Annotated in this window: 22 protein-coding genes; 4 read left to right on the top strand and 18 right to left on the bottom strand. The window is 52.8% G+C overall.

The window, feature by feature from the left end; translation table 11 throughout:
• Positions 1-35: 35 nt before the first annotated feature.
• The 5 genes from LKE53_08120 to LKE53_08100 form a co-directional block, all read right to left on the bottom strand.
• Entirely contained in the window at positions 36-827 is a 792-nt protein-coding gene (locus tag LKE53_08120) for an ABC transporter permease (protein ID MCH3972711.1), read from the bottom strand.
• A gap of 10 nt (positions 828-837) precedes the next feature.
• Positions 838-1,641: an ABC transporter ATP-binding protein gene (locus LKE53_08115; GenBank protein MCH3972710.1), complete on the bottom strand. Its 804-nt coding sequence runs from the start codon at positions 1,639-1,641 to the stop codon at positions 838-840.
• 24 nt (positions 1,642-1,665) lie between these two features.
• Entirely contained in the window at positions 1,666-3,165 is a 1,500-nt protein-coding gene (locus LKE53_08110) for an aryl-sulfate sulfotransferase (protein ID MCH3972709.1), read from the bottom strand.
• Between the two features lie 18 nt (positions 3,166-3,183).
• The gene (locus LKE53_08105; GenBank protein ID MCH3972708.1) at positions 3,184-3,498 is read right to left on the bottom strand and encodes a thioredoxin family protein; all 315 of its coding nucleotides are present in this window, start codon (positions 3,496-3,498) and stop codon (positions 3,184-3,186) included.
• A 294-nt stretch (positions 3,499-3,792) separates the two neighbouring features.
• The gene (locus tag LKE53_08100) at positions 3,793-4,821 is read right to left on the bottom strand and encodes an alpha-hydroxy-acid oxidizing protein (GenBank protein ID MCH3972707.1); all 1,029 of its coding nucleotides are present in this window, start codon (positions 4,819-4,821) and stop codon (positions 3,793-3,795) included.
• A gap of 339 nt (positions 4,822-5,160) precedes the next feature.
• Between LKE53_08100 and hydG the strand changes: the two genes are divergently transcribed.
• A complete protein-coding gene (gene hydG / locus LKE53_08095; GenBank protein ID MCH3972706.1) occupies positions 5,161-6,612 on the top strand; it encodes a [FeFe] hydrogenase H-cluster radical SAM maturase HydG in 1,452 nt (483 codons plus the stop codon).
• A gap of 66 nt (positions 6,613-6,678) precedes the next feature.
• On the opposite strand, the gene LKE53_08090 is transcribed toward hydG, so the two are convergent.
• The 10 genes from LKE53_08090 to LKE53_08045 form a co-directional block, all read right to left on the bottom strand.
• Positions 6,679-8,349 (bottom strand): peptide ABC transporter substrate-binding protein, encoded by a 1,671-nt coding sequence (locus LKE53_08090; GenBank protein ID MCH3972705.1) that lies wholly within the window; start codon positions 8,347-8,349, stop codon positions 6,679-6,681.
• Between the two features lie 162 nt (positions 8,350-8,511).
• Positions 8,512-9,216 carry a 3-oxoacyl-ACP reductase FabG gene (gene fabG, locus LKE53_08085; protein MCH3972704.1) on the bottom strand — a complete coding sequence of 235 codons (705 nt, stop codon included), beginning with the start codon at positions 9,214-9,216 and terminating at the stop codon, positions 8,512-8,514.
• A 66-nt stretch (positions 9,217-9,282) separates the two neighbouring features.
• Positions 9,283-9,999, bottom strand: a complete 717-nt coding sequence (locus LKE53_08080) for a 16S rRNA (uracil(1498)-N(3))-methyltransferase (GenBank protein ID MCH3972703.1) — start codon at positions 9,997-9,999, stop codon at positions 9,283-9,285.
• Positions 10,000-10,211: 212 nt separating this feature from the next.
• Positions 10,212-11,981, bottom strand: a complete 1,770-nt coding sequence (locus LKE53_08075) for a phosphoenolpyruvate carboxykinase (GTP) (protein ID MCH3972702.1) — start codon at positions 11,979-11,981, stop codon at positions 10,212-10,214.
• A gap of 126 nt (positions 11,982-12,107) precedes the next feature.
• Positions 12,108-13,121, bottom strand: coding sequence for a tRNA (adenosine(37)-N6)-threonylcarbamoyltransferase complex transferase subunit TsaD (gene tsaD / locus LKE53_08070; GenBank protein ID MCH3972701.1), 1,014 nt, complete (start codon positions 13,119-13,121; stop codon positions 12,108-12,110).
• 53 nt (positions 13,122-13,174) lie between these two features.
• The gene (locus tag LKE53_08065; GenBank protein MCH3972700.1) at positions 13,175-13,855 is read right to left on the bottom strand and encodes a helix-turn-helix domain-containing protein; all 681 of its coding nucleotides are present in this window, start codon (positions 13,853-13,855) and stop codon (positions 13,175-13,177) included.
• A gap of 325 nt (positions 13,856-14,180) precedes the next feature.
• Positions 14,181-14,645 (bottom strand): ribosomal protein S18-alanine N-acetyltransferase, encoded by a 465-nt coding sequence (gene rimI / locus LKE53_08060; protein MCH3972699.1) that lies wholly within the window; start codon positions 14,643-14,645, stop codon positions 14,181-14,183.
• Entirely contained in the window at positions 14,642-15,472 is an 831-nt protein-coding gene (locus LKE53_08055) for a methyltransferase domain-containing protein (GenBank protein MCH3972698.1), read from the bottom strand. The genes rimI and LKE53_08055 overlap by 4 nt, the downstream gene beginning before the upstream one ends.
• A gap of 85 nt (positions 15,473-15,557) precedes the next feature.
• The gene (gene polA, locus LKE53_08050; GenBank protein MCH3972697.1) at positions 15,558-18,164 is read right to left on the bottom strand and encodes a DNA polymerase I; all 2,607 of its coding nucleotides are present in this window, start codon (positions 18,162-18,164) and stop codon (positions 15,558-15,560) included.
• A 113-nt stretch (positions 18,165-18,277) separates the two neighbouring features.
• Positions 18,278-18,904, bottom strand: a complete 627-nt coding sequence (locus LKE53_08045; GenBank protein MCH3972696.1) for a pentapeptide repeat-containing protein — start codon at positions 18,902-18,904, stop codon at positions 18,278-18,280.
• A 151-nt stretch (positions 18,905-19,055) separates the two neighbouring features.
• Here LKE53_08045 and dusB point away from each other — a divergent pair, with 151 nt between their 5' ends.
• Positions 19,056-20,030 carry a tRNA dihydrouridine synthase DusB gene (gene dusB / locus LKE53_08040; GenBank protein ID MCH3972695.1) on the top strand — a complete coding sequence of 325 codons (975 nt, stop codon included), beginning with the start codon at positions 19,056-19,058 and terminating at the stop codon, positions 20,028-20,030.
• Between the two features lie 348 nt (positions 20,031-20,378).
• Here the strand turns inward: dusB and LKE53_08035 are convergent, their stop codons facing one another.
• Positions 20,379-20,588, bottom strand: a complete 210-nt coding sequence (locus LKE53_08035; GenBank protein MCH3972694.1) for a hypothetical protein — start codon at positions 20,586-20,588, stop codon at positions 20,379-20,381.
• A 128-nt stretch (positions 20,589-20,716) separates the two neighbouring features.
• Here LKE53_08035 and LKE53_08030 point away from each other — a divergent pair, with 128 nt between their 5' ends.
• Positions 20,717-21,640: a hypothetical protein gene (locus LKE53_08030; protein ID MCH3972693.1), complete on the top strand. Its 924-nt coding sequence runs from the start codon at positions 20,717-20,719 to the stop codon at positions 21,638-21,640.
• 283 nt (positions 21,641-21,923) lie between these two features.
• Here LKE53_08030 and LKE53_08025 read toward each other — a convergent pair whose 3' ends face one another.
• Complete coding sequence (locus LKE53_08025; GenBank protein MCH3972692.1) at positions 21,924-22,889, bottom strand: MBL fold metallo-hydrolase; 966 nt, start codon at positions 22,887-22,889, stop codon at positions 21,924-21,926.
• Positions 22,890-22,944: 55 nt separating this feature from the next.
• The gene (locus tag LKE53_08020) at positions 22,945-23,214 is read right to left on the bottom strand and encodes a hypothetical protein (protein ID MCH3972691.1); all 270 of its coding nucleotides are present in this window, start codon (positions 23,212-23,214) and stop codon (positions 22,945-22,947) included.
• A gap of 305 nt (positions 23,215-23,519) precedes the next feature.
• Between LKE53_08020 and LKE53_08015 the strand changes: the two genes are divergently transcribed.
• Positions 23,520-25,052, top strand: a complete 1,533-nt coding sequence (locus tag LKE53_08015) for a phosphomannomutase/phosphoglucomutase (GenBank protein ID MCH3972690.1) — start codon at positions 23,520-23,522, stop codon at positions 25,050-25,052.
• Positions 25,053-25,224: the final 172 nt, after the last annotated feature.

Genomic DNA, 25,224 nt, shown 5'->3' with positions numbered 1-25,224 from the left:
CTTTTTCTGCGGCAGGCGCTGCACCTGTCTGATACTTAGGCTTTGTTTTCCGCCAAGCCGTAGTGCCGCAAAAACTTTTTGCCGGCCAGCCGCAGCAGCCTGTCCGAAACATAGCCCATGACGCCCAGAACGAAGATACCAGTGAAAATCCAGTCCGTACGGAAATACAACCGAGAGGTGTAGATAAGATAGCCAATGCCCTCCTGTGCTGCGAGCATTTCTGCCGAAATAATAGAAACGATTGCGCCGCTCAGCCCTAGACGCACGCCCGTGAAAATATGCGGCACCGATGCTGGAATGATAACACTGTAAAAGATCTGAAACCGAGAAGCACCAAGGGAGGCTGCTGCATGCAGGCGGTCAGGGTGTATACTTGCCACGCCGGCAATGGTGTTGATGATAACCGGGAAAATAGTGGCATAGATGATTAAAATAATTTTGGATTTTTCGCCTACTCCAAACCACATTAGAAAGAGAGTCAAAAAACCGATGGCCGGTACAAAACGAAAGAAATTGATGAATGGCTCCAGCAGCTGACGCACACTTTTGATACTGCCTATCAGCAGGCCCAGCGGTACGGCAATCACAATGCCCAGCGCCCAGCCGATGAGAATGCGCTGAAAGCTGATCAGAAAATACTGCAGCAGCAGCCCGTTTACCACAATTTCCCGCGCACCCAGAATGGTTGTAATCGGTCCAGGCAAAAAGTCGGGAGAGTTAAAAAGAGACGCGATTTGCCAAAGTGCCAGTAGCAGCACCCAGGTTAAAATGCCGCTTTTACGCAAGGCAATAAAGCCGCCTTTGATTTTTCCTGCAAAATTTTTCATGTTTTTCGCCTCAAATCGCGTAGTCTGCGCTGACACTGAAATAGCCCAAGATTTCTTTACTCAGTGCCTGCCATTTTGCGTCTGTAGGGTCCCGCAGATATGGCAGATTGATCGGAATCGTTTTATAAATGGAAGCATCTGGCGGCGTAGAAAAAATGCTGATGCGTTGTCCCAGATTCAGGGCTTCCTGTATATCATGCGTTACAAACAAAATGGTTTTCTGCGTGACCTGCCAGATATGAATCAGCTCCTGCTGCAGCATTACGCGTGTTTGAGCATCCAGCGCGCCAAAAGGTTCGTCCATAATGAGTATTTCAGAGTTGTTTGCAATGCTGCGCGCAATTTGCACGCGCTGCTTCATACCGCCGGAAAGCTCATCAGGATATTTTTCTTCGTGGCCGGTTAGACCCACCAGCCGCAGGCAGCGGCGAACGGTTTCCGCGCGTTCTGCACGGTCTGTTTTTTGCATGCGCAGCCCGTACTCTACATTTTTCCAGACATTCAGCCACGGAAAAATAGCGGTGTCCGCGTTTTGAAAGACCATGCCGCGGTCCGGCCCGGGGCCGCTGACTTCTTTGCCGTTTATCTGCACGCTGCCTTCGCTTTTGGGCAGAAAGCCCGCTAAAATGTTCAGCAAAGTTGATTTACCGCAGCCGCTTTTTCCCAAAAAGATATGGAACTCTCCTTTATGTATCTGCAGATTGACATCCCGCAGCACGGTGCTGCTGGCGGCCTCTTTCTCACCTTTGGCGCCCGGCTGTGCGTCATAGCGTTTTGTCAAATGCTGTACGTCAATGATCACAGGTCCACTCATAGAAATCATCCCTCTCTGTGTTGTTTAATGCTTTTTATCATTTTTTACGCTGCCAACACAGAAATTGATGACCTCAGAGTCATCATCCGGTCCTTTTGCACCGCTGCCGGTAGACAGCGTACTGCTTGCTGCAACTCCCTCGACCGTGGTCACGCGGCCGCTTTCTGTGCCGGATGCTGCACCCGGCACCCGAAAAGAGGAGATGTCGATTGGCGCAACAGAGGTTTCCTGCGGCTTTTCCAGCTGCGGGATCCACTCGTAGGGAACACGGTAAGCGCGGTATACTAAATTGTTTCGGTATTTTCCTGCCACGGTGTTGTAGTAGGGGTTGATGTACTCCCATACAATTTCATGTTCTGGTGTTACCTCAAAGACGCGGCCGTCTGAACCTTCGGTAATCAGTGTATTGCCGTTTGGCAGACGCTGGGCAGAGCTGATATAAGGGCTGAAGAATTTGTAGCTGTCTGCAAAAAGAAGGCTGCCCGCATCTTCCGGTGTATACTGCCAGGTAATGTCAAGCGTAATTGGGTTAAACTGCAGCACCCGTGAGTAGCTGCGCACAGCATTGTTTAGTCCTGCAGGAGAGGCCGGGTTTGGTACACCATACCCGGCTGCGCCGCCGTTGTCATAAACCAGCAGGTCACCTTCGCCGGGCAGCCCACGCGGAATCATGTGAAAATGGTGCTGCCCAATGATCCAGCCGAGTTTGCGGGCTTTTTCGTCATGGGCAAAGTCCGGCCCAAGACGCCACACGAACTTTCCGGTTTTTTTGCTGATAATTGCCAGGATGTTTGCGTTGCGTGCATCAAACAGAATGTTGTCCGGGTGAAAGCGTTTGTCGCCCGCGTCGTACCAGCGGTTGGGGCCAAGGGTTGAGATGCAGTTGATATGCAGCCAGTCGCCGACACCGCCGCCTGCTTCCCGCAGGGAGGGGTTGCGAAACAGCACATTGCGTGCAGCTTCATCAAAGCCAAATTCCTCAAAGTGGTCACTGGCGCGCCATTTCCATAGAATATTGCCGTCCCAGTCCACTTCTATAATTTGGTCATCCAGCAGGCGCTTGTCGCTGATGGCGTGGTTGTAGCAGTTGATGTGTGTCAGAATCAGCGTATTGCCGTGGTCGGTCAGAGGTTCGGCCCCTGGTGCGTAGTAGCCTGTCGAAGAACCCTCACGCTCAAAGTCATGGTGCTGCCGGGCTACATATCGGGGCTCGCTGCCTGGGTCATCGATAAATTCCAGGTGGTCAAATTTCCAGACGATATTGCCGTTCCAGTCCACCTGCACCAAATCGAGCTGGTCTTGAAAAGCGTATTTTCCCGCTCGTGCGCCGGTCGAACCCATTACATAGCCGCCTGGCAGGATTTTATTTGGAAAGCCGCTTAATCCGGACCAAAGCTGTACTTCGTTGCCATTCATGTCGATGAGCAGTGCGCCTTTTGCCGATGGATAGACGGTATAGCCGTTGTATGCTTTCTTGCGATCGTATATGGTTACGCCGGTCGGAAAAACTGTTGGGTATCCCATGATTTTATCTCTTTTCTCTTATTCTTCAATTTGTTTTAGTTTATCGCGTAAAATCTGTGCGTGCAGATTGCCGACAACCCGGTCGTATATCTCGCCGTTTTTCCAAAAAAGCAGCGTCGGTACCGACTGCACATCAAAGCGCTCTGCCAGCGGCATTTCTGCCGCGATGTTTACCTGTGCAAAGCGAACGGCCGGAAATTCTGTTTCCAGCTGCGTTAAGGTATCAGCAAGCAGCCGACAGTGCCCGCACTGGGGGCTGTAAAATTCCACGACGGACGGTGCCTTTGACGGCGCGAATGCGGTTAAAAACTCAGATTCACTGATTTGCTGCATACTGGCTGCACTCCTTTTTGCCAATTCTTCATATTTGTTACAATTCATATCTATTTAGTATGAATTCGTTGTTTTGAATTATAACTTCTTTAATAAGAATTGTCAAGTATATATTGAAATTAAAATTCTGCGTAAAAAGCCCGCAGCTTTTATAAAGCCGCGGGCCTGTTGGTTTATCGGGGTAAACGCACCATATCGGGAGGAATTTCCGCAAGGCTGTGTATACCTCTGCATGGTAAAAAGCGCAGAGCAAAAAAAGCCCGCAGCTTTTTTTAAAGCCGCGGGCCTGTTGGTTTATCGGGGCAAACGCACCATATCGGGAGTGATTTCCGCAAGGCTGTGTGCACCACACATCTGCATGGTGTCAGAAAGCTCAGCCGCGTATTTGTCAATCGTGACTTTTACGCCCTCTTTGCCGCCGCCGTACACAGCAGTTACAAACGGGCGGGCAATCAGCACCGCATCGGCGCCAAGCGCGAGCGCTTTGAAAATATCGGTGCCGCTGCGCAGGCCGCCATCCACCAGAATTTTCATGCCGCTGCCTTTCATGGCATCTGCGATTTCTGGCAGGACCTCTGCTGTCGCTGGACACTGGTCCAGCACGCGCCCGCCATGGTTGGATACTACGATGGCTGCGGCCCCCGCTTTGGCTGCTTTTTCGGCGCCCTTGACAGTCATAATACCCTTAACAATAAACGGCTTTTCGCCGGCTGCTGCAATTATTTCCCGCAGTTCGTCAACGCTTTTGCTGCCAGCGGGCGGTGTCATGTTCTTTAAAAACGGCAGACCGGCTGCATCTACGTCCATAGCAATGGCAAAAGAGCTGGAAGCCGCAGCCAGTTTCATTTTTTCGCGGATCGTGTCGAGATTCCACGGCTTTACAGTCGGCACGCCTACGCCGCCCGCTGATCGGATGGCTGCAGTAGCCGCTTGCATCACATTGGGGTCGGTGCCGTCACCGGTAAAGGCGGCAATACCGTTTTCGGCGCAGGCCGCCACCAGCGTATCATTGTAGCGCACATCATTGCATACGTCTGAGTAGTGCAGGTTGACCGCGCCGACCGGCCCCGCAAAAAATGGATAGCAAAACTGTCTGCCGAAAAGTTTGCAGGAAAGGTCAATGGGCTCATTGCCGCACAGGGTATCCATATTTACGCGGATCTCCTGCCATTTGGCATAGTTGCGGGCAGAGGTGTCGCCGGTGCCCTTTGCGCCCGGGCCGGGCATCCGGTTTTTGCAGCCGAGTCCATTGCATACCGGGCAGGCTAGGCAGCTGCCGCCAAAGGCCGTACGCGCTTTTTTTAGCAATTCAGTGTATGTCATACCAATTCCTCCCGTTCAGTCAACATTTTTCTTTATTCTACAGCACAATAGAGAGATTGTCCATAAAGATACGAAAATAAATATAAAATTTTAGAGAAATAGCTAAAAGAAACAGCCCTTCTTTCTCGCTTCTCATTGACAAATAGAAAGAAGCATGTTAGTATATTTTTGAAATTTTGTAATATAATCCACAAAAATTCTATAAAAAACATACGATTGCTTCTGACCGCAAGGGCGTTTCCAAACGGGAAGACAAGACTGACTGTTACGGAGCCTTTGGTGCCGTCTGCCTTTTTTTGCCTTTGCCCAGCGGAGCAGAGGAAAAAGGGAGACGGTATTTTGAATTTTCTAGACAAGTACAAAGAGGACTTCCGGCAGTACGACCAAATGGACCATGACTTTATCGATGACGATAAGATTTGGGAGCAGCTTCACCGTCACGAGAATCCTTCCCGGCAGGAAGTGCTGCGGGTGCTGCAAAAATGCGAAACTTGCACCCGGCTTGAGCCGGAGGAGATGGCCGTGCTCATTCAGAACCGCGACCCGGAACTGACTGAGGAAATGTATCGCCTGGCGCGCAGGCTGAAAGAAGAGGTCTACGGCGACCGCATTGTCTTTTTTGCCCCGCTTTACATCAGCGATGAGTGTGCCAACAACTGTAAATACTGCGGCTTTCGCAGCAGCAATACAGCGATGAAACGCCGCTCGCTGACGATGGAGGAGATTCAGGAAGAAGTCAAGGTGATGATCGGCGAGGGCCAAAAACGCACAGTGCTGGTCTACGGCGAGTCGCCGAATACCCAAGTGGATTATATGGTAGATACCGTAAAGGCGGTTTATGGCGTAAAGACCGGCCATGGGGAAATCCGCCGCGCCAATATCAACTGTGCGCCGCTGCGTGTGGATGAACTGAAAAAGCTGAAAGAAGTCGGCATTGGCACGTTTCAGGTGTTTCAGGAGACCTACCACCACGAGACCTACGCAAAGGTGCACCCGAGAGATACCATAAAGGGCAACTATCGCTGGCGGTTGTACGCAATGGACCGTGCACAGCAGGCCGGTGTGGATGACAACGGCATCGGGGTGCTGTTTGGGCTGTATGACTGGCGCTTTGAGCTGATGGGTCTGCTGTACCATACCATACACCTGGAAGAGACTTTTAACGGCGTTGGTCCGCATACGATTTCATTTCCGCGCATTACTCCCGCTACTGATACGCCCTATTCTTTGAATCCGGCGTACGCCGTGTCGGACGAGGACTTTAAAAAACTGGTTGCCATTTTGCGCCTGTCTATTCCGTATACGGGCCTTATCTGCACTGCACGTGAGCCGGACGCGGTACGCGAAGAGGTGCTGAAATTCGGCGTGTCACAGATTGACGCCGGCACTCGCATCGGGGTAGGGGCCTATGTTCGCTCTAAACAGGCGAATGCTATGCCAGACGCCGAACAGTTTACCATTGAGGATTCACGCACGCTGGACGATGTGGTGTACGAAATTTGTAAAATGGGTGCTATTCCCTCTTTCTGTACAGCATGCTACCGCGCGGGACGTACGGGTGAGCAGTTTATGAAAGTCGCCAAAAGCCGCTTCGTGCACAATTACTGTATTCCAAACGCCATCTTCACTTTTCAGGAATATCTACTGGACTACGCTTCTGCGCGCACGAAAGAAATCGGCGAAAAGACGCTGACCGCACACATTGCCCAGTTTGAGGACAAGCCGGTGTACAGCGAGATCCTGCATAATTTAGAGCGCATTAAAGCTGGCGAGCGTGACCTGCGCTTTTAAATGTTGATAGCATATTAAAAAAGAAAGCTGCAACTGTTTTTACACAGCCGCAGCCTTTTTGTAAATTCAGTCGTCTTTTCCTGCATTTCGCAGGTCCATGCCGCCGCCAAAGGGGCGGTAAATCACCCCGCTCAGCGAGGTCTGTGCCGCATAGGCGTGGCGGGTGTAGTACAGCGGATAGAACACAGCGGTATCACACAAACGCTGCTCTGCCTGTGCCAATACCGAGGCGGTCAGGCCGCTGCCCTGCAACAAAGCATCAAAAGAGGTATCTTTCAGCTTTGTAAAATTGCCGCTTTGGCCGCTTTGAAAAGCAGTCAGCGCTGTGCAGGCATCAAAGGAAGTGGGAGTATACGGATAGATAGCAATATCGTAGCTGCCGCTGCTGACATCTGCGAGTAATTCACTGGCGCTCACAGCATTTAGACTGAAATACGTCTGAAAAGACTGGTTCCAGCTTGCCAGCATTTCACTGGCGAGAGCTTTGGTCTGGTCAGTACACAGCAGCGTGATTTTTTTGCCGGAGGGCAGCAGCTTGTGCCCTGTTGCTGCGGCTGCTGTAGAGTGCTTCAGGTACATGCTGCCGCTTGCCTGTGCGCGGTAGGCTTTGCCGCCAAATTTCGTATCTGGCGGCAAGATCCCCTCTGCCTGCTGTGTGCCAGAGGGAATCAGACTCATCAGATTCGAGCGGTTCAGGGTCTGTACAAAAGCCTGCCGCAGAGCCGCAGACTGAAAGGTACTGCTTGTGTTGAAACACAGCCCGCAGGTTGTGTCTTGAAAAGACGTGATGCTCAAGCTTGCCGCTTTGGCGGCAGACTCTAAAGACAGGTCCAGCGGGGAGACATCCAGCTTTTTGTTGACGATTGCCTGTACGGCAGTCAGCGTACTGGCGTCGGCGCTGTCTGTGCTTTCAGCGGCGACTGACGCGGCGGTGGAACTGCTGCTGTCAGAGGCGGAAATATCGCCGATGGTAAAGGCAATCGAGGCAGGCAGCGCAGAGGTCTGCCCCACATAAGTGCTGCTGCGCTTCAGTGTCAGGTCCTGGTCATGGTTCCAGCCGTAGTTGGGGATGGTAAACGGCCCATTGCCCAAAATCGTTGCGCGCTCCATGCCATAGCGGCCGGAAGCGTAAGTAAAGAATTTTTCGTTGCACGGCATAAAGACGCTCTGTGCGGTCAGCTGCGGAAACTCTGGGCAAGAGTAGCGCAGGCGCACAACCAGCGTTTTGCTGTCTTTTGCAGTTGCGCCGAGTTCGCTTGCGGCGACCGTACCTGTGTGTACCTGCGCAGCATTTTGTATGCACATCATAGAAGTACACGAAGGGGAGGCCGTGGCGGGCTCCAGCGCACGCTGCCAGGCAAAGACAAAGTCAGCGGCGGTCAGCGGCGTTGCCGTGGTATCTTTGCTGTTTTCGCCGGTCAGGCTGCCCACGCTGCCGTTCCATACGGCATCGCTGCGCAGGTGGAATGTAAACTCGGTGCTGTCGCTGTTTGCCTGCCAGGAAGACGCCGCACCGGGGGTGGCGTTCCCATTTGCATCCAGCCGGCAAAGGCCCTCGTACAGCGCTGAAATCACCGTAGCGGCATCGTTGCCCTGGGCAACCTGTGGGTCCAGCGTCGCAGGCTCGGAAGAAATCCATACGCGAATCGTCTTATTTGCGTTTTTCGGGGTGCCGCATCCTGTTAAAGACACCATCAGCAGCATTACACTGCAAAAAAGTGCCAATAAACGTTTCAAGCTTTTTCCCCCTTCTTTTGTATCGTCAAAGTGCTTCTATTTTAGCATGCTTTCCAGAGGGCTTCAATGAGGTTAACATAATTTTTACACTTTCATCAAAATTGTATCTTTTACTGCAGAAAAATTTGCAGCTCTGTTAACAAATGCGCCGAAGCCTGTCACCTAAATGACAAAACCGCCGTTTACCCCCAGTACTTGCCCGGTAATAAAAGCAGCGTCGCTTCCGGCAAAGAAAGCGGCTGCTGCAGCGATATCTTCGGGGGTGCCCAAGCGCTCAAGTGGGGTATCCTCTGCCAGTTCCCGCAAAACGTCTGGTCCGTGCATGGCGTTCATTTGGGTATTGATGACGCCGGGTGCGATACAGTTGACGCGGATATGGCTGGGGCCGAGTTCTTTTGCCAGCGCCTTTGTCAGGCCGATGACAGCAGCTTTTGCAGCGGAGTAGTGCACTTCGCAGGAGCCGCCGGTCTGTCCCCACATAGAGGAAATATTGATGATACTGCCGCGTTTTACATGAATCATATAGGGAAGCGCCAACTGACAGCAGCGGTAAACGCCGCCTACGTCAACCGCAAACAGGCGGTTCCACTCATTCTCGGTAATGTCGGTAAACAGCTTCTGCTGGGCAATGCCGGCATTGTTGACCAGCACATCTACGTTACCAGCCTGCTCAAACATGGCTTCACAGGCGGCGCGGTCTGCAACATCTGCCTGCAGAGCGGTGCCGCCGGTTTCGTCAGCCAGCGCCAGTGCGGCTTCTTGATGGGTGCAGTAATTGATAATGACCTGATAGCCCTCTTTGGCAAGCCGGCGGCACACAGCCGCGCCAATGCCACGGCTGCCGCCGGTAACCAGAGCGGTTTCCATGGGGACAGGACCTCCTTTATCCTATTCGCTTTGTGGGCAAAATATGTGCATGGGCATTTGTCCCTTTTACAAATTTCCGGTCAAAAGCATGACAGCGGTCAGGGCGGCAAGCGGGGCTGTCTCTGTGCGCAGAATGCGCGGCCCGAGCGACGCCACCATGCCGCCCGCGTCCTGCAGCAGCTGTACTTCTTCCGGTGCGAAGCCACCCTCTGGACCGACAAAAATAGTCACATTGGTGTCTGTCTCCTGTACTGCATTGGTCAGCTTTTCGCCGCCGCCCTCGTAAAACAGCAGGCACTTTCCAGGTGCTGCTGCCACAGCCTTTGGCAGTAGCGCAAATGGCAGTACGCGGGGAAGAACGCCGCGGCCGCTCTGCTTGGCGGCTTCACAGGCAATTTTCTGCCAGCGCTGTACTTTCTTGGCGGCGGATTTTTCCTCTGGGCGGGAGACACAGCGGGCGGTCAGGGTTGGCACAATGCGTGAAACGCCGAGTTCCACGGCTTTCTGCACAATCCAGTCCATTTTTGCGCTCTTTGGCACGCCTTGGCACAGCGTGACGTTCACGCTTGGTTCTGTCTGATTCTTTTCTGAGGAAAGAATTTGAATACGAACGGTTTCCGTGCCAACTTCGGCAATTTCGCCGTGGTAGTCAAGCCCGTTTCCGTCGCACAGGGTAACAGCCTCGCCCGGGCGCATACGCAGGCTTTTTGCAATATGGTGGGCGTCTTCGCCGCCCAAAACGATTTCTTCACCGGGTGGCTCACTGATAAAAAATCGGGGCATATGGATGCATCCTCTCTTATGGATCATTAGTAGCAGAAAGGCCCATACGAATGGACTTTTGGTACCAAACGCAGGCGCGGTTCGGCGGGCAGGCAGGGGAGCCGCAGCTCCTTTCGGCGGTTTGCTTATGCCTTTGCGATTAGTATACCATGCAGCGGGAAAAGATGCAAAAAGCCGCAGCTTTCGCCGCGGCTTTTTATGAAATGCAGAGTTTACTTTAAACGGGCTTTTAGACCATCCAGTTCACTGGAAAGTTCTTTTGGCAGCTTGCTGCCGAACTTCTTGTAGAATTCGGTAATTTCATCGGCTTCTTTCTGCCATTGGCTCTTGTCAACGGTCAGGATTTCTTTCAGGGTGTCGGCACTGACTTCGTCCTCCAGACCCTCCATATTGATATCCTCTGGCTTTGGCACGTAGCCGATCGGTGTTTCGGTTGCGTCGGCAGTACCGTCGCAGCGGCCAAGAATCCACTCAAGCGCACGCAGATTTTCGCCAAAACCCGGCCACTGGAAGTTGCCGTCTTTGTCCAGACGGAACCAGTTGACGTTGAAAATCTTGGGAGCTTTGTCGCCCAGTTTCTGGCCCATTTCAATCCAATGGCCCAGATAATCACCCATGTTGTAGCCGCAGAAAGGCAGCATAGCCATTGGGTCACGGCGCACGACACCGACCGCGCCGGTTGCCGCTGCAGTGGTCTCAGAGGCCATAATCGAGCCGACGAATACGCCATTGTTCCAGCAGCGGGACTGGTACACCAAAGGTGTGGTCTGTGCGCGGCGGCCGCCAAAGATAATGGCGGAAATCGGCACGCCGGCGCCTTTGTCAAACTCAGGGCTGATGCAGGGGCAGTTCTTTGCTGGTGCAGTAAAGCGGCTGTTGGGGTGTGCACCCTTTTCTTTGCTGGTCTTGCCGTTCCAAGGGCGGCCTTTCCAGTCTATGCCGTTTTCCGGCGGGTTTTTGTCAAGACCTTCCCACCAAACGGTGTTGTCGTCTTTATTGTACGCAACATTGGTAAAGATAGTGCCCTTGCGGGTAGTTGCCAGGGCGTTGGGGTTTGATTTGGCGTTTGTGCCAGGGGCAATGCCAAAGAAACCGTTTTCCGGGTTAATCGCCCACAGGCGGCCGTCCGGACCAATGCGCATCCAAGCGATATCATCGCCTACTGTAAAGATTTTATATCCCTTTTTGCGGTAGCTTTCCGGCGGAATCAGCATGGCAAGGTTGGTCTTGCCGCAGCCGGAGGGGAAAGCAGCCGATACATATTTAATTTCACCCTTGGGGTTCTGAATGCCCAAAATCAGCATGTGCTCGGCCATCCAGCCCTCTGTTTTGCCCTGATAAGAGGCAATACGCAGAGCAAAGCATTTTTTGCCCAAAAGAACGTTGCCGCCGTAGGCGGAGTTGACCGAAATAATGGTGTTGTCCTCAGGGAACTGACAGATGTAGCGCTTTTCGGGGTCGACATTGCACTTGCAGTGCAGACCGCGCACCCAGTCGTTGCTGCTGCCCAGGGTTTTCCATACTTTTTCGCCCACGCGGGTCATAATGGACATATTTAAAACGACATAAATCGAATCTGTCACTTCAACGCCGATTTTCGCAAAAGGAGAACCGACCGGGCCCATGGAGTACGGGATGATGTACATGGTGCGGCCCGTATAGCTGCCGCGCGCAATATCGAAAAGCATTTTGTAGCATTTCTGTGGGTCCATCCAGTGGTTGGTGGGTCCGGCATCCTCTTCTTTACGCGAGCAGATAAAGGTGCGTCCCTCTACACGGGCAACATCGTTTTCTGCTGTGCGGTGCAGGTAGCAGCCAGGCAGTTTTTCCTGGTTAAGCTTAATCATTTCGCCCGTTTGAACAGCCTCTTTACGCAGAGACTCCAGCTGTTCTTCCGAGCCGTCTATCCACATCACATCAGCCGGCGTAACCAAAGCCTTCACTTTTTCGATCCAGCTCAGTACAGATTGATTGGTTGTCATACAATGCTCTCCTTCCGGCCCAATGGCCATACACTCATGTTGTTTTAGCAGCCGTTTAACAATGATTATAGTACACATTTCGTCAGGAAGCAAGGCACCATTATGAATTTTCTGCAAATTTTACTTTCAATTATTTTCTTCCATAGGCATTTCAGGGCGCGCATTCAGGTCATTTCCGGCGGTATGACCGGCTAAAAATTCATAATAAGCCTGCGAGGCAATCATGGCGGCGTTGTCACCGCAAAGAGGGAGCGCCGGGCAGTAAAAAGCCCATCTGCGCTCTTTGCAGACAGCCGCAAGCCGGCGGCGCAGCAGGCGGTTTGCGCTGACTCCGCCTGCAAGCACCAGCGTCTTTGCGCCGGTGTCATCGGCTGCGCGCACAAAGTTGCGCTCAAGACAGTCGACCACTGCGCGCCGGTAAGAGGCAGCAAGATCCGGCACAGAAAGAGTTTCGCCGCGCTGCTCGGCGTTGTGAATCAGATTGATAACAGAAGTTTTCAGCCCCGAAAAGCTGAAGTCATAGCGAGATCCGTCTACCCGCGGGCGCGGCAGCGTAAAGGCGTGGTCGTCGCCGCTTTCGGCGGTTTCGTCCAGCTCAATGCCGCCGGGGTAAGGCATACCCATGGCGCGAGCAGCTTTGTCAAAGGCTTCTCCGGCGGCGTCGTCGCGCGTCTGGCCCAGTACAGCAATGTCAGTGTAGTCCTTTACCTGTACAATATGCGTGTGCCCACCCGAAACCACCAGGCACAGAAAGGGAGGTTTCAGGTCGGGGCTGGTCAGGTAATTTGCGGCAACGTGTCCGCGCAGGTGATGTACCGGTACCAGCGGTTTGCCAGAGGCCATCGCGAGCCCTTTGGCAAAGTTGACCCCCACCAGCAGCGCGCCAATCAGCCCCGGCGCATAGGTAACGCCAATCGCGTCAATATCGGCAAGAGAAAGGCCGGCGTCTTCCAGCGCTTTTTGGGTAACGGGAACCACAGCCTCACAGTGGCGGCGGCTGGCGATTTCCGGTACTACCCCGCCGTAAAGTTTGTGCTCCTCTACCTGCGACGCGACTACGCTGGAGAGAATGGTGCGTCCATCTTCTACAATGGCGGCAGCGGTTTCGTCACAGGAACTTTCCAATGCGAGTATTTTCATAAGATATAGAAGCTCCTCAATCAGGTTATTATTTATTAAATAAAGTTTTGAAGTCAAAAATGCAGAAAATTTGAAAGTGCATTAAAAATAGGAATGGTGATGTACAAAATCCACGCTGGGTGCCATTTGTTAAAAAGAAAACCCATCAGCAGAAAGATAATCGTGATAAAAATCGGATAGGCACCGACGATGCCCGCCGTGTAAACCGGGATCATCAAAAAAACCAGCCAGCCTGGGTGCCAGCAGCGAAAGCAACAGCCTAAGATCAGATAGATGCAGGTCGTGCCCAGGGTAAAAATCGGCGCGGCAAGGCTGTGCAGCGGCGGAATCAGTGTAAAGAGCAGCTGCAGCAGCAGAGCGGAAAGAACCGGAGCGGCAGATAAAAACGTCTGTAAATAAGGCGGCTGCTGCGCGGCTTCGGAGCAGGCCGGATGTCCTTGCGGCTGCGGATTGAAAGCGCCGGGGCCGGGTGCCTGCGGACCGCTTTGTGCGGAGGTGCTGTCCCATGACGGTGGCTTAGGTGTGACAGGATCGTCTGTCCTCAGCAGGTCATCCAGCGAAACATGGTAAAGCTGCGCCAGTAAAATCAGGTTGTCGGTGTCGGGTGAAGATTCGGCGCGTTCCCACTTTGAAACCGCCTGCCGGCTGATGCCGAGCCTTGCGGCGAGTTCCTCCTGCGAGAAGCCATTCTTTTTTCGCAGCTGTACCAGCCGATTTGCAATTTCAATATTCATAAAGAAATCTCCTCTTCTGTTTTGTTGATGAAAGCATAGCAGACAAAGGCGGTTGCAGACCAGCATTTCTGCTTTTCAGTGCCGCAACCGGCGGTTGCGGACAGCTTCCTGCATACCAAAAGAGCCATAATGCACAAGTAAAGGGGGGATGTTTCAATCCATTGCCCGCTTGCCGGTTGCTCTTTGCTTTTATAGGGACAAACAGCGATAGAATTAAAAAAAATAGAACGATACATGGAACATCTCACCATAAAAGGCAAAAACAAAGATAAAAACAGGGAACATACAGAATTCTTCAAGTCGCATACAAATTGAAATTTCTTTCTTATGAGAGAGGGGGATTCTCAAAGCGGCGGGTAAAGAGCAGGGCGTCCTCCGCGGGCTTTGTGTAGTAGCTGCGCCGCCGCCCCACCGGTAAAAAGCCCAGGGAACGGTAAAGTGCAGTGGCTGCGGTGTTGCTTTCCCGGACTTCAAGCGTGACGAAAGCGCCGCCGCGATCGTTTGCGTAGTCCAGCAGTGCCTGGACTAACCTGCGGCCGATGCCCTGCCGGCGGGCGGCGGGCAGCACTGCGATATTGTCGATATAGCCCTCACCGCAGACAAAGTGCATACCGCCGTAGCCGAGCACTTTGCCGCCGGATACAACCACCCGAAAAACAGCTGTGTCACAGAAAAGCTCCGCGCGCAGGCCGGCTTCACTCCATGGCGCAGAAAAGCACAGGCGCTCAAGCTGCGCCAAAGCGGCGATGTGCGCTTCTGCCATAGGTACAACTTGTGCGGTATTGCTCACTGTGGATTCCTTTCATATACCAGAAAATCAAAGCCGATTTCTGTTGTAAGCTCTGTTACGTTTTTCAGCTTTTCGCAGCCCTCTTTCGGGGTTTTCCAGTAATAAGGCGTCATTGCGAAAAGGTCCTGTACGTCCTGCCCCAAAAGCGTTAGGCTGCCACGCACGGGGACCCGCTCCAGAAAGCAGAAACCGGGGTAGTCGGTGTCTTTTTCTTCATTTTCGTAAGGCTGATCATACAGAATTTGTTTCAAGCCGTACAAATGCCGCGCACTGGGCACTGCCAGCAGAAAGCGCCCGCCCGGTTTTGTCACCCGCTGAAATTCCTCTGGAACAACCGGTGCAAAGATATCCGTCAAAAGGTCAACAGAGGCGTCTGGCATTGGCAGCGAAAAACTGCTTGCTACCGCAAAAGAAACGCCGGGCACGGCCTTTGCGGCCAGACGAATCGCCGCCTTTGAGATATCGCAGCCAAAAATCTGTGCGGTACGGCCGCCCTCCTGCAGGGTGTCGGCAAGCTGGGCCGTGTAGTAGCCCTCGCCGCAGCCGGCATCCAGTACAACTGGCGCGCCGGCAGGTGTGTAGCGGCGGGCAAGCTGGCAGAGCTCCTCGGCAAAAAGTTCGTAATTTCCGCCGGAAAGAAAGCGCCGCCGTGCTTCGACCATCTCTTTGTCGTCTCCGGGGGATTTGCTGTGTTTTTTGTTGGGCGGCAGCAGGTACAAGTATCCCTCTTTGGCAAAATCAAAGCTGTGGCCGTTTTCGCAGGTCACTGTATGATTACTATTTGTATAATAAAATTCTTTTTTACAAACAGGACAGCTAAAAAACATAAAGAATTCCTTTCTTAAAAGTTATCGTTGAAATCCATCTTTGGTGTTTTGAGCAAAAGCAAAATCTTTTATGGCCGATTTTTCCTTATGCCTTTGCTTCGTACCATGTTTTGCCGATTTTTGCGTCAGCAGTCAGCGGCACAGAGAGCTGCGCTGCGTTTTCCATTTCCTGCTGCAAAAGCACCCTGGCGGTTTCGGCCTCGGCTTGAGGCGCCTCGACAATCAGCTCATCGTGTACTTGCAAAATCAAGCGGGCGGCAAGGCCCTCTTTGCGCAGGCGGTCTTCCACGTGCACCATGGCAATTTTGATGATATCCGCGGCAGCGCCCTGTATAGGCATATTGCGCGCGACCCGCTCACCGAAAGAGCGCAGGTTAAAGTTGCTGCTGGAAAGTTCCGGCAGGTAGCGCCGCCGGCCAAAGATGGTTTCGGCATAGCCTTTTTCTTTGGCTTCCTTCACCATGCGCTGCATATAGTCATTGATGCCATTGTAGTGCTGCAGGTATTCTTTAATGTAGGTGTCAGCCTCTTTGCGGGAGATATGCAGCTGCTTGGAAAGGGAAAAGGCGCCGATTCCGTACACAATACCGAAATTAACCGCCTTGGCACGGCTGCGCATTAAGGGTGTCACCATTTCTTCCGGCATGTGGAACACCTGCGCTGCAGTCGCGCGGTGAATATCTTCGCCGTTTCGGAAAGCGTCAATCATGTTTTTGTCATTGGCAGCATGGGCCAGTACGCGCAGCTCAATCTGCGAATAGTCGGCGTCAATCAGCACGCAGCCGGGCTTTGCAACAAAGAAGCGGCGCAGTTCGCGGCCGATGTCGGTTCGCACCGGGATATTCTGCAGGTTTGGCTCAGTCGAGCTGATGCGGCCGGTGCGGGTTTCAGTCTGGTTAAAGCTTGAATGAATGCGGCCGTCCGGCGCGATGACTTTCAACAGGCCGTCACAGTAGGTGCTTTTCAGCTTGCTGACAGTGCGGTACTGCAAAACCAGCTCAACGACCGGGTGATCGTACCGCAGGTTTTCCAGCACAGCGGCGCTGGTGGACCAGCCACTCTTTGTCTTTTTGCCGTGCGGAAGGCCCAGTTTGTCAAAAAGGGCCTCACCAAGCTGTTTGGGGCTGTTCAGGTTAAATTCATAGCCGGTTTCGTCCCAAATCTGCCGCTGATAAGTCTGCACTTTTTCTTCCAGCACTTTTCCGTAGGCCGCAATGCTTTCGCGGTCCACTGCAAAGCCAACCTGCTCCATGTGTGCCAGTACGCGCGCCAGGGGCTGCTCAATATTTTTCAGCAGGGAGGTTTCATCTGTCTCTGCAATTTTCTGTTCCAGTGTGCTGCACAGGGCGGGCAGCGCACAGACTTTGGCGCTGCCGCTCAGGGTATCTATGCGCATTAGGTCTTGTGGCTGCATGTTTTCCGGCTCTACCGAGCCGGGTAAAAGCGCGCCGTATTCCTGACAGACATGGTCAAAGCTGTAGCCGTTTGCGGTGGCATTGAGCAGGTAGGCGGCCAGCAGGGCGTCAGTTTCCACATGGAGGACAGCACCCGCTTTTTCCGCGGCAAGGTAGAGCAGCTTGCTGTCAAACGTGCAGCAGGGCAGCGAGAGCGCAAAAATCTGGTTCCATTCCTCCGGCGTTTCCAGCAGGTAGGCTTTGTTTTTGCGCGCAACACACAGGGCGGTCAGTTCACGCCCATCAAATTCGCCCAGCAGATACATTTTTTTGTCCTGCTGCAGAGCGCTGCACAGTGCTTTTAAGTCCGGGTGCAGCACCAGCACTGTGGCGGCGGCCTCTTCTTCGTCAGAAGCCGCTGCCTCTGTGCTGTCAAGGTCCATGGATTCCAGAAATTTAAAGAATTCAAGCCGGCGCAGCAGAGAGGCAGCTTCCGCTTTCTGTACAGGCCCTTTCACATAATGCTGCGGGTCTGTGTCAATGGGTGCGGTGGTACAGATCGTGCCCAGTTCACGCGAAAGATAGGCGCTTTCTTTGCCGCTCTGCAGCTTTTGGCGCATATTTTCGCGGATATCCAGCTCTGCTAAATGTTCATAGATATAATCAATGGAGTGGTACTGCTGAATCAGCTGTCCCGCGCCCTTTGGCCCAATGCCTTTTACCCCCGGGATACAGTCGGAAGAGTCGCCCTGCAGTGCCTTGATTTCAATCATTTCCGGCGGGGTAACGCCGTAATCGTCCATTACGCGTTGCTCGTCGTAAAGAGTCACCTGCGGCTGGCCGTACTTGGTGCTGGCAAGGCGCACCGAAACATACGGCCCCACCAGCTGCAGGCTATCGCGGTCGCCGGTGGCGATGATGCAGGTGTCGCGGCGTGCGGTGCAGGCGGTCCCCAGCGTGCCCAGAATATCGTCGGCTTCATAGCCCCCGCAGGTCACTTGGCGGTACCCCAGCAGCGTCAGCAGATTTTTCAGATTTGGCAGCTGCTGTGCCAGTTCTTCTGGCATACCGTGGCGGTTGGCTTTGTAGCCGGCATAGCGCTTGTGGCGAAACGTGGGCGCTTTCAGGTCAAAAGCAATAGCTACGGCGTCTGGCTGTGTCTCTTTTTCCAGCCTTTGCAGCATGGTCATAAAGCCGTATATGCCGTTTGTATATAAACCCTCTTTGGTTGTCAAAAGCTTAATGCCGTAAAAAGCGCGGTTTAAAATGCTGTTCCCGTCCAGGACGAGTAGTTTCATAAAGTACCTCCGCGGTCAATGATTTATAGGCGGCAGTTTTATTTGTTTTTCCAGCGGGAAGCTGCCGCTTTCCCGATATTGCCTGGCTGATATATAAAAGGTAGAAATCCACGTCACAGTTTTATGTGCAGTCCCAGCAGACCCGCGAGCCCGGCGGCCTGTGTCAGGCTGACCGTGGCGCCTTTCAGCTCGGCCGGCGGCCATGAAACAACGGGTGCTGAAAAGGTGCAGTCCGAAAAGTCCACGCCGGCAAGCGGTGTCTTGAAAAAGGAGTTTTTTACAAAACGGCAGCGGCGAATGGTCAGCCGCTTGATTGCAGCCTCAGAAAAAGTCGCTTCCGTCAGGTCGGTTTCTGCCATAGAAACGTCTGTCAGGCGGGTACGGTCAAAGTCAGCGTACTGAAAATTGGTTCCGCGTACATGAAGTTCGCGAAAAACCGCGCCGTTAAAATTTGCACCGATACAGCGGCAGTTTGTAAAGTGACAGCGCGCGAAAAACGCATCGGTAAACTGCGTGTTGGAAAAATCGCAGTTCTGAAACTGTACTTCCCGAAAATCGGCCCCGGCAAAGCTGCCACCTGAAAAAGTACAGGCATCAAAGGTGCATTGGCGTACTTCCAGCTGCTCCAGTGTAGCATTTGGCAGCAAAACGCCGTGCCAAATGCCGCCGGCAAGCGGCGTTTCTTCCTCCAGCAAAGGTTGTACCGCCTGTAAAAAGCGGGCCGAATCGGCGTTTTCCATATCTTTTTGTACCCCTTTTGCAGATCTGCTTATTTCTGTATATCTGTTAGCAGTATACCACGTTTTTTAGGTGCGGAAAAGAGAAGCGCTTTTGTTTACAGGCAAAATTGTGTATAATAGAAACAAGACTGCCGGAATTGAGGAGAAAATTATGCTGAAAATCGGAAATGTAGAATTGACCGGGCGGGCGCTGCTGGCCCCTATGGCGGGCATTACAGACCGTGCCTTTCGGGAGATGTGCGTGCGCTTTGGCGCGGGGTATTGCGTCACAGAGATGGTCAGCGCGAAAGCGCTGGAGTATCACGACAAAAAAACAGCATCGCTGATGGTCATCGGCCCGCAGGAGCACCCCTGCGGCCTGCAGATTTTTGGCAGCGAACCACGCAGCATGGCGCTTGCCGCTAGGGCTGCGCTGGCTTTTTCACCTGATATCATCGACATTAACATGGGCTGCCCGGTGCCCAAAATTAATGCCTCGGGCAGCGGCGCGGTGCTGATGAAAACGCCTGCTCTGTGCGGCGAAATTGTCGCTGCTGTAAAGGACGCGGTCAGTATTCCGGTCACTGTAAAGATGCGCACAGGCTGGGACAGCGGCAGTATTAACGCGGTCGAGGTGGCCAAAGCCTGCGCGGCCGCCGGTGCCGATGCCGTGGCTGTACATGCGCGCACCAAAACCCAGATGTACCGCCCGGGGGTCGATTGGCGCGTGATTCGCGCGGTAAAGCAGGCGGTGGATATTCCGGTTATTGGCAATGGTGACGTGACCGGGCCGGTTGCCGCAGCACACATGCTTGAGCAAACCGGCTGCGACGCGGTGATGGTAGGCCGCAGCGCCATGGGTAATCCGTGGATTTTCCAGCAGATTAACGCTGCCCTGCAAAATCAGGTGGAAATTATTCCGGCGCCGGGCATTTATCAGCGCATAACCGTTATGCTGCAGCACATTTCCAAAATGGTGGAGTACAAAGGGGAGCACCGCGCGATGCATGAGGCGCGCAAACATGTCGCCTGTTACCTGCACGGGCTGCGCGGTGCGGCGCAGTTTCGCCGGCGCGCGGGCGAACTGGAAACTTTCCATGATTTAGAGCTGCTTGCACGCGATATTCTTGCAGAAAACAAAGAATGAACTTTTGAAGTCCGTTTTCCACTTTTTTGTTAAAAAATATGTTAAAAAAAACGGTCTCGGTACCCGAATCCTGTCACACGATACTACTTGTATTCGTCCGCTTGTTTGTGCTAGAATAAGAAGCACAGAATGCAATGAAATTATAATTAAACAGAATACGTACAGCGGAGCGCCTTTTCACTCCGCTTTTTTACAGGAGGTACATAAACGTGAAGAAAAAGACAGGCCGCGTGCTGCTCTTGTTATTCACTTTAGTCTTTATGGTTTCCACTTTTGGGTTGACCGCTTTCGCAACCGCTGACAGCAGCGACGGAGGTGGTAGCAGCGTGAGTGAGAATACTCAAAGCACTATTGCCTCATCATCCCAACCACCTGCTCCCACCGGTGGTACTGGTGGCACTGACGGTACTGGTGGTGGCACTGATACTGACGGTACTGGTGGTGGTACTGGTACTGACGGTACTGGTGCTGGCACTGGTACTCACAATACTGGTGATGGTACTGGTACTCACGGTACTGGTGATAGTAGTAATAACAATACCAATCAAACGGAATCAAAAGCATCTTCCACTTCTCGTTACGTGGCCCCGAATACTTCCAGCAGTCGCAAGTCAACTTCTCGCGCTTCCAAACCGAATACTTATGAAAGCACCATTAACCAGCGCGCTGCGCAGCTGGACTCTGCTTTGCAGAACGCCAGCTCGCAGGATTGGGATAACCTGTACAGCAGCACCTCTTCTTCTGCCTCCAGTGGTTCGGTCGGCGGTGCCGGCACTTTAACCAGCGGCAAAAGCAATAGCGTGTCAACGATGTTTATGATCGGTGTGGGTCTGCTTGTTGCGGCGGCCTGCGGCGTTTTTGCATTTATCTATCTGCAGTTCTTCTCCAAAAAGCACCGCAGAACTAAACCCGCCGCCCCCAAGGGCCGCGGCCCGAAAAACAGCGGCGGCGCAGATAATGAGTATGGCGATGATTTTAATACTGCAGAGATAGATTCCCCTGTTTCGCGTGCTTCTGGCTATACGCCGCGCAGAAATACAGCCCCTGCAGATACCATTGTGGTTCCGCCCAGCCGGCCCAGAGCAACACAGGACACGATTCACGACTTTACAGATATCAATTCCAGCAGCGACGGGATTCAGCACCGGGAAGAGTACGAAGAATTTGTTGAACGTACGCGTCCGCCGATTGTGCTGACACCTGCACTGAAAAAAGAACCGGAAGTGCACGACAAAGACACAATGGTCCTGCCGGACCTTTCCAATACAGAGGCAAAACAGCGTGCACGTCAGGCACAGGTGGCGAGAGTGGCTTCCCGCAAGCACCAGCCGCCGCTGACTTCCAACGCGGTCCCGCGCAATCTGCGCGGCCGCCCGACGGCGACCGGCCGTATGCCGTCGCCTTCCGTTTCCAGTCAGCCCAAATCGACGTATCGTGCCCCGGCTTCTTCTTCTGGATCATCATCGACGGGCAGCGCTGCCCCCAAGAAGCCGAGCACCACAGCAGCGGGCAGTCAAACCGCTGCTTCCATTCGGCAGCAGCTCCCCCCAAAAAAGAGCAGCAACAGCGACTTTGACTGGGACGGCTTCTTAAATGAAAATCGGCACTAATCAATAAAAAACAGCTAAGCGGCCGCAGAAAGATTTGTCTTTCTGCGGCCGCTTTTTGCTGTGCACAAAAGCCCCCTGGGAAGGATTGCCGACTGGCAGGCTTTTATAGTATGGGGAGCGCAGCCTTTGCGCGCCCTTTTTCGGCCAAACGGCCTGCTCTTGGTTTAAAACTGGCTCGTTTCTAAAAAGGCCGTACGGCTTTTTGCCGTGTGTGTATCAAAAAATCCCCTCTGTGCATGGAAAGGAACTGCACAAAGGGGATTTCGAATTTTTCGGTGATTTACTATGCTGCGGTGGCAGAGGCAAGGCCGGTCTGAAAAGTGATAGTGTTGCCGTCCGTGCGTGCGCAGATGGTGTGCTGCTCATCGGTACGGTAAATTTTCACATGGTCCTTATTTAGTTTCGAGAGCGTCTGCTGCGGCGGGAAACCGTAGTCGTTGTTGCGCCCGCAGGAAATAACCGCGTCCGTAGGTGAAACGGCCTTCAGAAAAGATGCCGTGGTGCTGGTTTTGCTGCCATGATGGCCGCATTTCAGTACATCTGCCTGCAGCGAAGCGCCGCTTTTCAGCATCTGCTGTTCACTCTCTTTCTCTGCATCGCCGGTAAATAAAAATTTCTTTTTACCAATCGTCAGCAGAGTGACAGCTGAATAATTATTCAGGTTTTTATAAGAAGTTGAAACAGGCGCTAGCAGCTGTGCCTTACAGCCGTTTTCACTGAAAAGGGTGACGCCGGCTTTTGCCTGTATTGCTTTGATGCCCTTTTTCTGCATGGCTTTCAGCAGATTGGTATAGGTAGAGGTGGTGGGGACTTCATCGTCTGCAACACGCGGCATGTAATAGCTGCCGATGGCAAACGTTTCAATGATTTTCCGCATACTGCCGATATGGTCGGCATGGGGATGGGTGGCGACCACATAGTCCAGTTCTTGCACACCCAAGCCTTTGATGAGCTTGACAAGCCCGGTGCCGCACTCGGCGGTGCCGGCGTCGATTAAGAGATTCTTGCCATTTGGCAGCTGTACAAGTTCACTGTCGCCTTGGCCTACGTCAAAAAACCACACGGCGGTTTTTCCTGTACCTGTACTTTTTGATACAGGCAACGATTCTGCAGAACTTTCCGCCGCCGCAGAAGAAGCCGCCGCGGAGTCAGCGGATGCTGCCGAAGAACTGGAAATCGCCTCTTCACAGCCACACAGCAGAAACAGCGGGGCCAGTGCAGCGGCTAAAAACCGAATTGCCTTTTTCATAAAATGCTCCTTTGCAAAAAAAGACCGCCCCAAGGGGCGGTCGCTTGGTGCATGCTTATTTTTCGTCCTTTGCTGCTGCACTGCCGTAAAGATTAAAGCGGAAGAGCATGGATTCGTCTTCCGGATTATCACAGGAAATGTAGCAGGAAGCAATTTTGCCGCCCTCAATCAGCTGTGTAAGGCCGACCAGCTGGCACAGTTTGCTTTTTAGGTTCAGCTTATCCCCTTCATCAGAAACGAGGTAAACATTACCTTTGCATTTTTCCAAAAGCTCTAAGAACTTTGGAACATCGATATCATGTAGTTCCAGTAAAGACCCTGCCATATTCATATCCTCCTTTGTCTTCAGTGGACTCGTAGTCGAGCAGGCCCGGCAAGTTACAAGTATAATAATATGGCCTTCTTTTATTATAGCTATGCTTTTAGGTTTGTCAATTACCAAAAGATAAAAATTCTCTTATAAATTTCCAGATGTTGCTTAAAAGTTTTCGCCGTTTTCGTGCAATTTTTATATAAAAATACAATACATACATTTTACAAATTTGATTTCTTGCGATATAATAAGGAAAATACCTGAAACCAGAAATTTTCCCCGCATTTTTGCGGATTATGACAGGGAGGAAGCACTATATGCTTGATAAACATTGGAATCATTTTAAGAGCGGAACTGACATCCGCGGGGTGGCAAGCCCCGGTGCACCGGATCATCAGCCCATTGATCTGACAGATGAGGTTATCTGCCGCATGACTGCCGGCTTTGTACTTTGGCTGGCAGAAAAGACCGGTACGCTGCCGGAAAACATGGTCATCTCTGTGGGGCACGATTCCCGCATTTCTGCCCAGCGCATTCAGCAGAATGTGGTAAAGACCCTGAGCGGCGCTGGCTGCCGGGTGCTGTGCTGCGGGCTGGCCTCTACGCCAAGCATGTTTATGACCACTGTTGACCTGCACTGCACGGGTGCCGTGCAGATTACGGCAAGCCACCATCCGTTTTACCGCAACGGCCTTAAATTTTTCGTTCGTTCCGGAGGACTTGAGGGCAGCGATATCGAGCAGATCCTGCTGCATGCACAAAACGGCGACACTCCGCCCGCGAAGCAGGGCAGCACAGAAGACTGCGACTATATGACACAGTACAGTGCCCGCCTGCGTGATACTATTAAAAAGGGCGTCAATGCAGAAGATTACGACCATCCGCTTGCCGGGTTTCATATTGTTGTAGATGCTGGCAACGGCGCGGGTGGCTTTTATGCCGAGGACGTTCTGGAGCCTTTGGGTGCCGATATTACCGGCAGCCAGTTCCTCATTCCCGACGGCCTGTTTCCAAATCACATTCCAAATCCCGAAAATGAAAAGGCAATGGCTTCTGTTCGCAGTGCCGTGCTGGAAAATCATGCTGACCTTGGCGTCATTTTCGATACCGATGTAGACCGCGGCGGCGCAGTGGACCGCCGTGGCAACGAGCTGAACAAAAACCGTCTGATTGCCGTAGCCAGCGCAATCGCACTGGAAAACGCCCCCGGCGGCACAGTTGTCACCGATTCTGTCACCAGTGACGGCTTAAAGACATATATCGAAAAAACTTTGGGCGGCAAACAGCGCCGCTTTAAGCGCGGCTACAAGAATGTCATTGACGAAGCGCTGCGACTGAACAAAGAGGGCGTAGACTGCCCGCTTGCCATTGAGACCAGTGGACACGCGGCCATGCGGGAAAACTATTTTCTGGACGACGGCGCCTATCTGGTTACAAAAATCATTATCAAAACAGCGGCGCTGCGCAAACAGGGCAGAGATTTGGAAGACCTGATTGCCCCACTGCCAGAGGCGGAAGAGGCAGTGGAACTGCGCCTGCCGATTTTGGCGGAAGATTTCCGCACAGCAGGCGAAAAGGTGCTGCAGGGGCTGTGCCGCTGCGCGGGCCATCAGCCGCACTGGAAAATGGACCCGGATTCCTGTGAAGGCGTTCGCCTTTCTTTTGACAAGACGGCCGGCGATGGCTGGGCGCTGCTGCGCATGAGTGTGCACGACCCGGTAATGCCCCTGAATATAGAAAGCAACATGACCGGCGGGGCAAAGCTGATTGCAGGCCAGATGTATGTCAATCTGCGTACACAACGCGGCATTGATACCTCTTCACTGGAAGCTTTCATTGCCGGTGAGTAAACAATTCTGCAAAACAGTTTAGAACAAGAGGAAAGACCGGTGCGCTGCGGGAAGCTCTGCTGCCCTAAGTGTACCGGCCTTTTTTTGTATGTTTTGCGCCGAGAAGTACAACATGCGGTATCGTTTTCAAAACATACAGAAGCAGCTGTGTCTGCGGCTGCGAAAAAAACAG

It is taken from the genome of Oscillospiraceae bacterium (assembly GCA_022483045.1).
Lineage (GTDB): Bacteria > Bacillota > Clostridia > Oscillospirales > Acutalibacteraceae > Caproicibacterium.
This window is presented reverse-complemented; position numbering and strand designations above follow the sequence as displayed.

Coding starts and splice junctions, on each gene's coding strand:
- LKE53_08120 (MCH3972711.1), bottom strand. CDS start 827: ATGAAAAATTTTGCAGGAAAAATCAAAGGCGGCTTTATTGCCTTGCGT.
- LKE53_08115 (MCH3972710.1), bottom strand. CDS start 1,641: ATGAGTGGACCTGTGATCATTGACGTACAGCATTTGACAAAACGCTAT.
- LKE53_08110 (MCH3972709.1), bottom strand. CDS start 3,165: ATGGGATACCCAACAGTTTTTCCGACCGGCGTAACCATATACGATCGC.
- LKE53_08105 (MCH3972708.1), bottom strand. CDS start 3,498: ATGCAGCAAATCAGTGAATCTGAGTTTTTAACCGCATTCGCGCCGTCA.
- LKE53_08100 (MCH3972707.1), bottom strand. CDS start 4,821: ATGACATACACTGAATTGCTAAAAAAAGCGCGTACGGCCTTTGGCGGC.
- fabG (MCH3972704.1), bottom strand. CDS start 9,216: ATGGAAACCGCTCTGGTTACCGGCGGCAGCCGTGGCATTGGCGCGGCT.
- LKE53_08080 (MCH3972703.1), bottom strand. CDS start 9,999: ATGCCCCGATTTTTTATCAGTGAGCCACCCGGTGAAGAAATCGTTTTG.
- LKE53_08075 (MCH3972702.1), bottom strand. CDS start 11,981: ATGACAACCAATCAATCTGTACTGAGCTGGATCGAAAAAGTGAAGGCT.
- tsaD (MCH3972701.1), bottom strand. CDS start 13,121: ATGAAAATACTCGCATTGGAAAGTTCCTGTGACGAAACCGCTGCCGCC.
- LKE53_08065 (MCH3972700.1), bottom strand. CDS start 13,855: ATGAATATTGAAATTGCAAATCGGCTGGTACAGCTGCGAAAAAAGAAT.
- LKE53_08055 (MCH3972698.1), bottom strand. CDS start 15,472: ATGTTTTTTAGCTGTCCTGTTTGTAAAAAAGAATTTTATTATACAAAT.
- polA (MCH3972697.1), bottom strand. CDS start 18,164: ATGAAACTACTCGTCCTGGACGGGAACAGCATTTTAAACCGCGCTTTT.
- LKE53_08045 (MCH3972696.1), bottom strand. CDS start 18,904: ATGGAAAACGCCGATTCGGCCCGCTTTTTACAGGCGGTACAACCTTTG.
- dusB (MCH3972695.1), top strand. CDS start 19,056: ATGCTGAAAATCGGAAATGTAGAATTGACCGGGCGGGCGCTGCTGGCC.
- LKE53_08025 (MCH3972692.1), bottom strand. CDS start 22,889: ATGAAAAAGGCAATTCGGTTTTTAGCCGCTGCACTGGCCCCGCTGTTT.
- LKE53_08020 (MCH3972691.1), bottom strand. CDS start 23,214: ATGGCAGGGTCTTTACTGGAACTACATGATATCGATGTTCCAAAGTTC.
- LKE53_08015 (MCH3972690.1), top strand. CDS start 23,520: ATGCTTGATAAACATTGGAATCATTTTAAGAGCGGAACTGACATCCGC.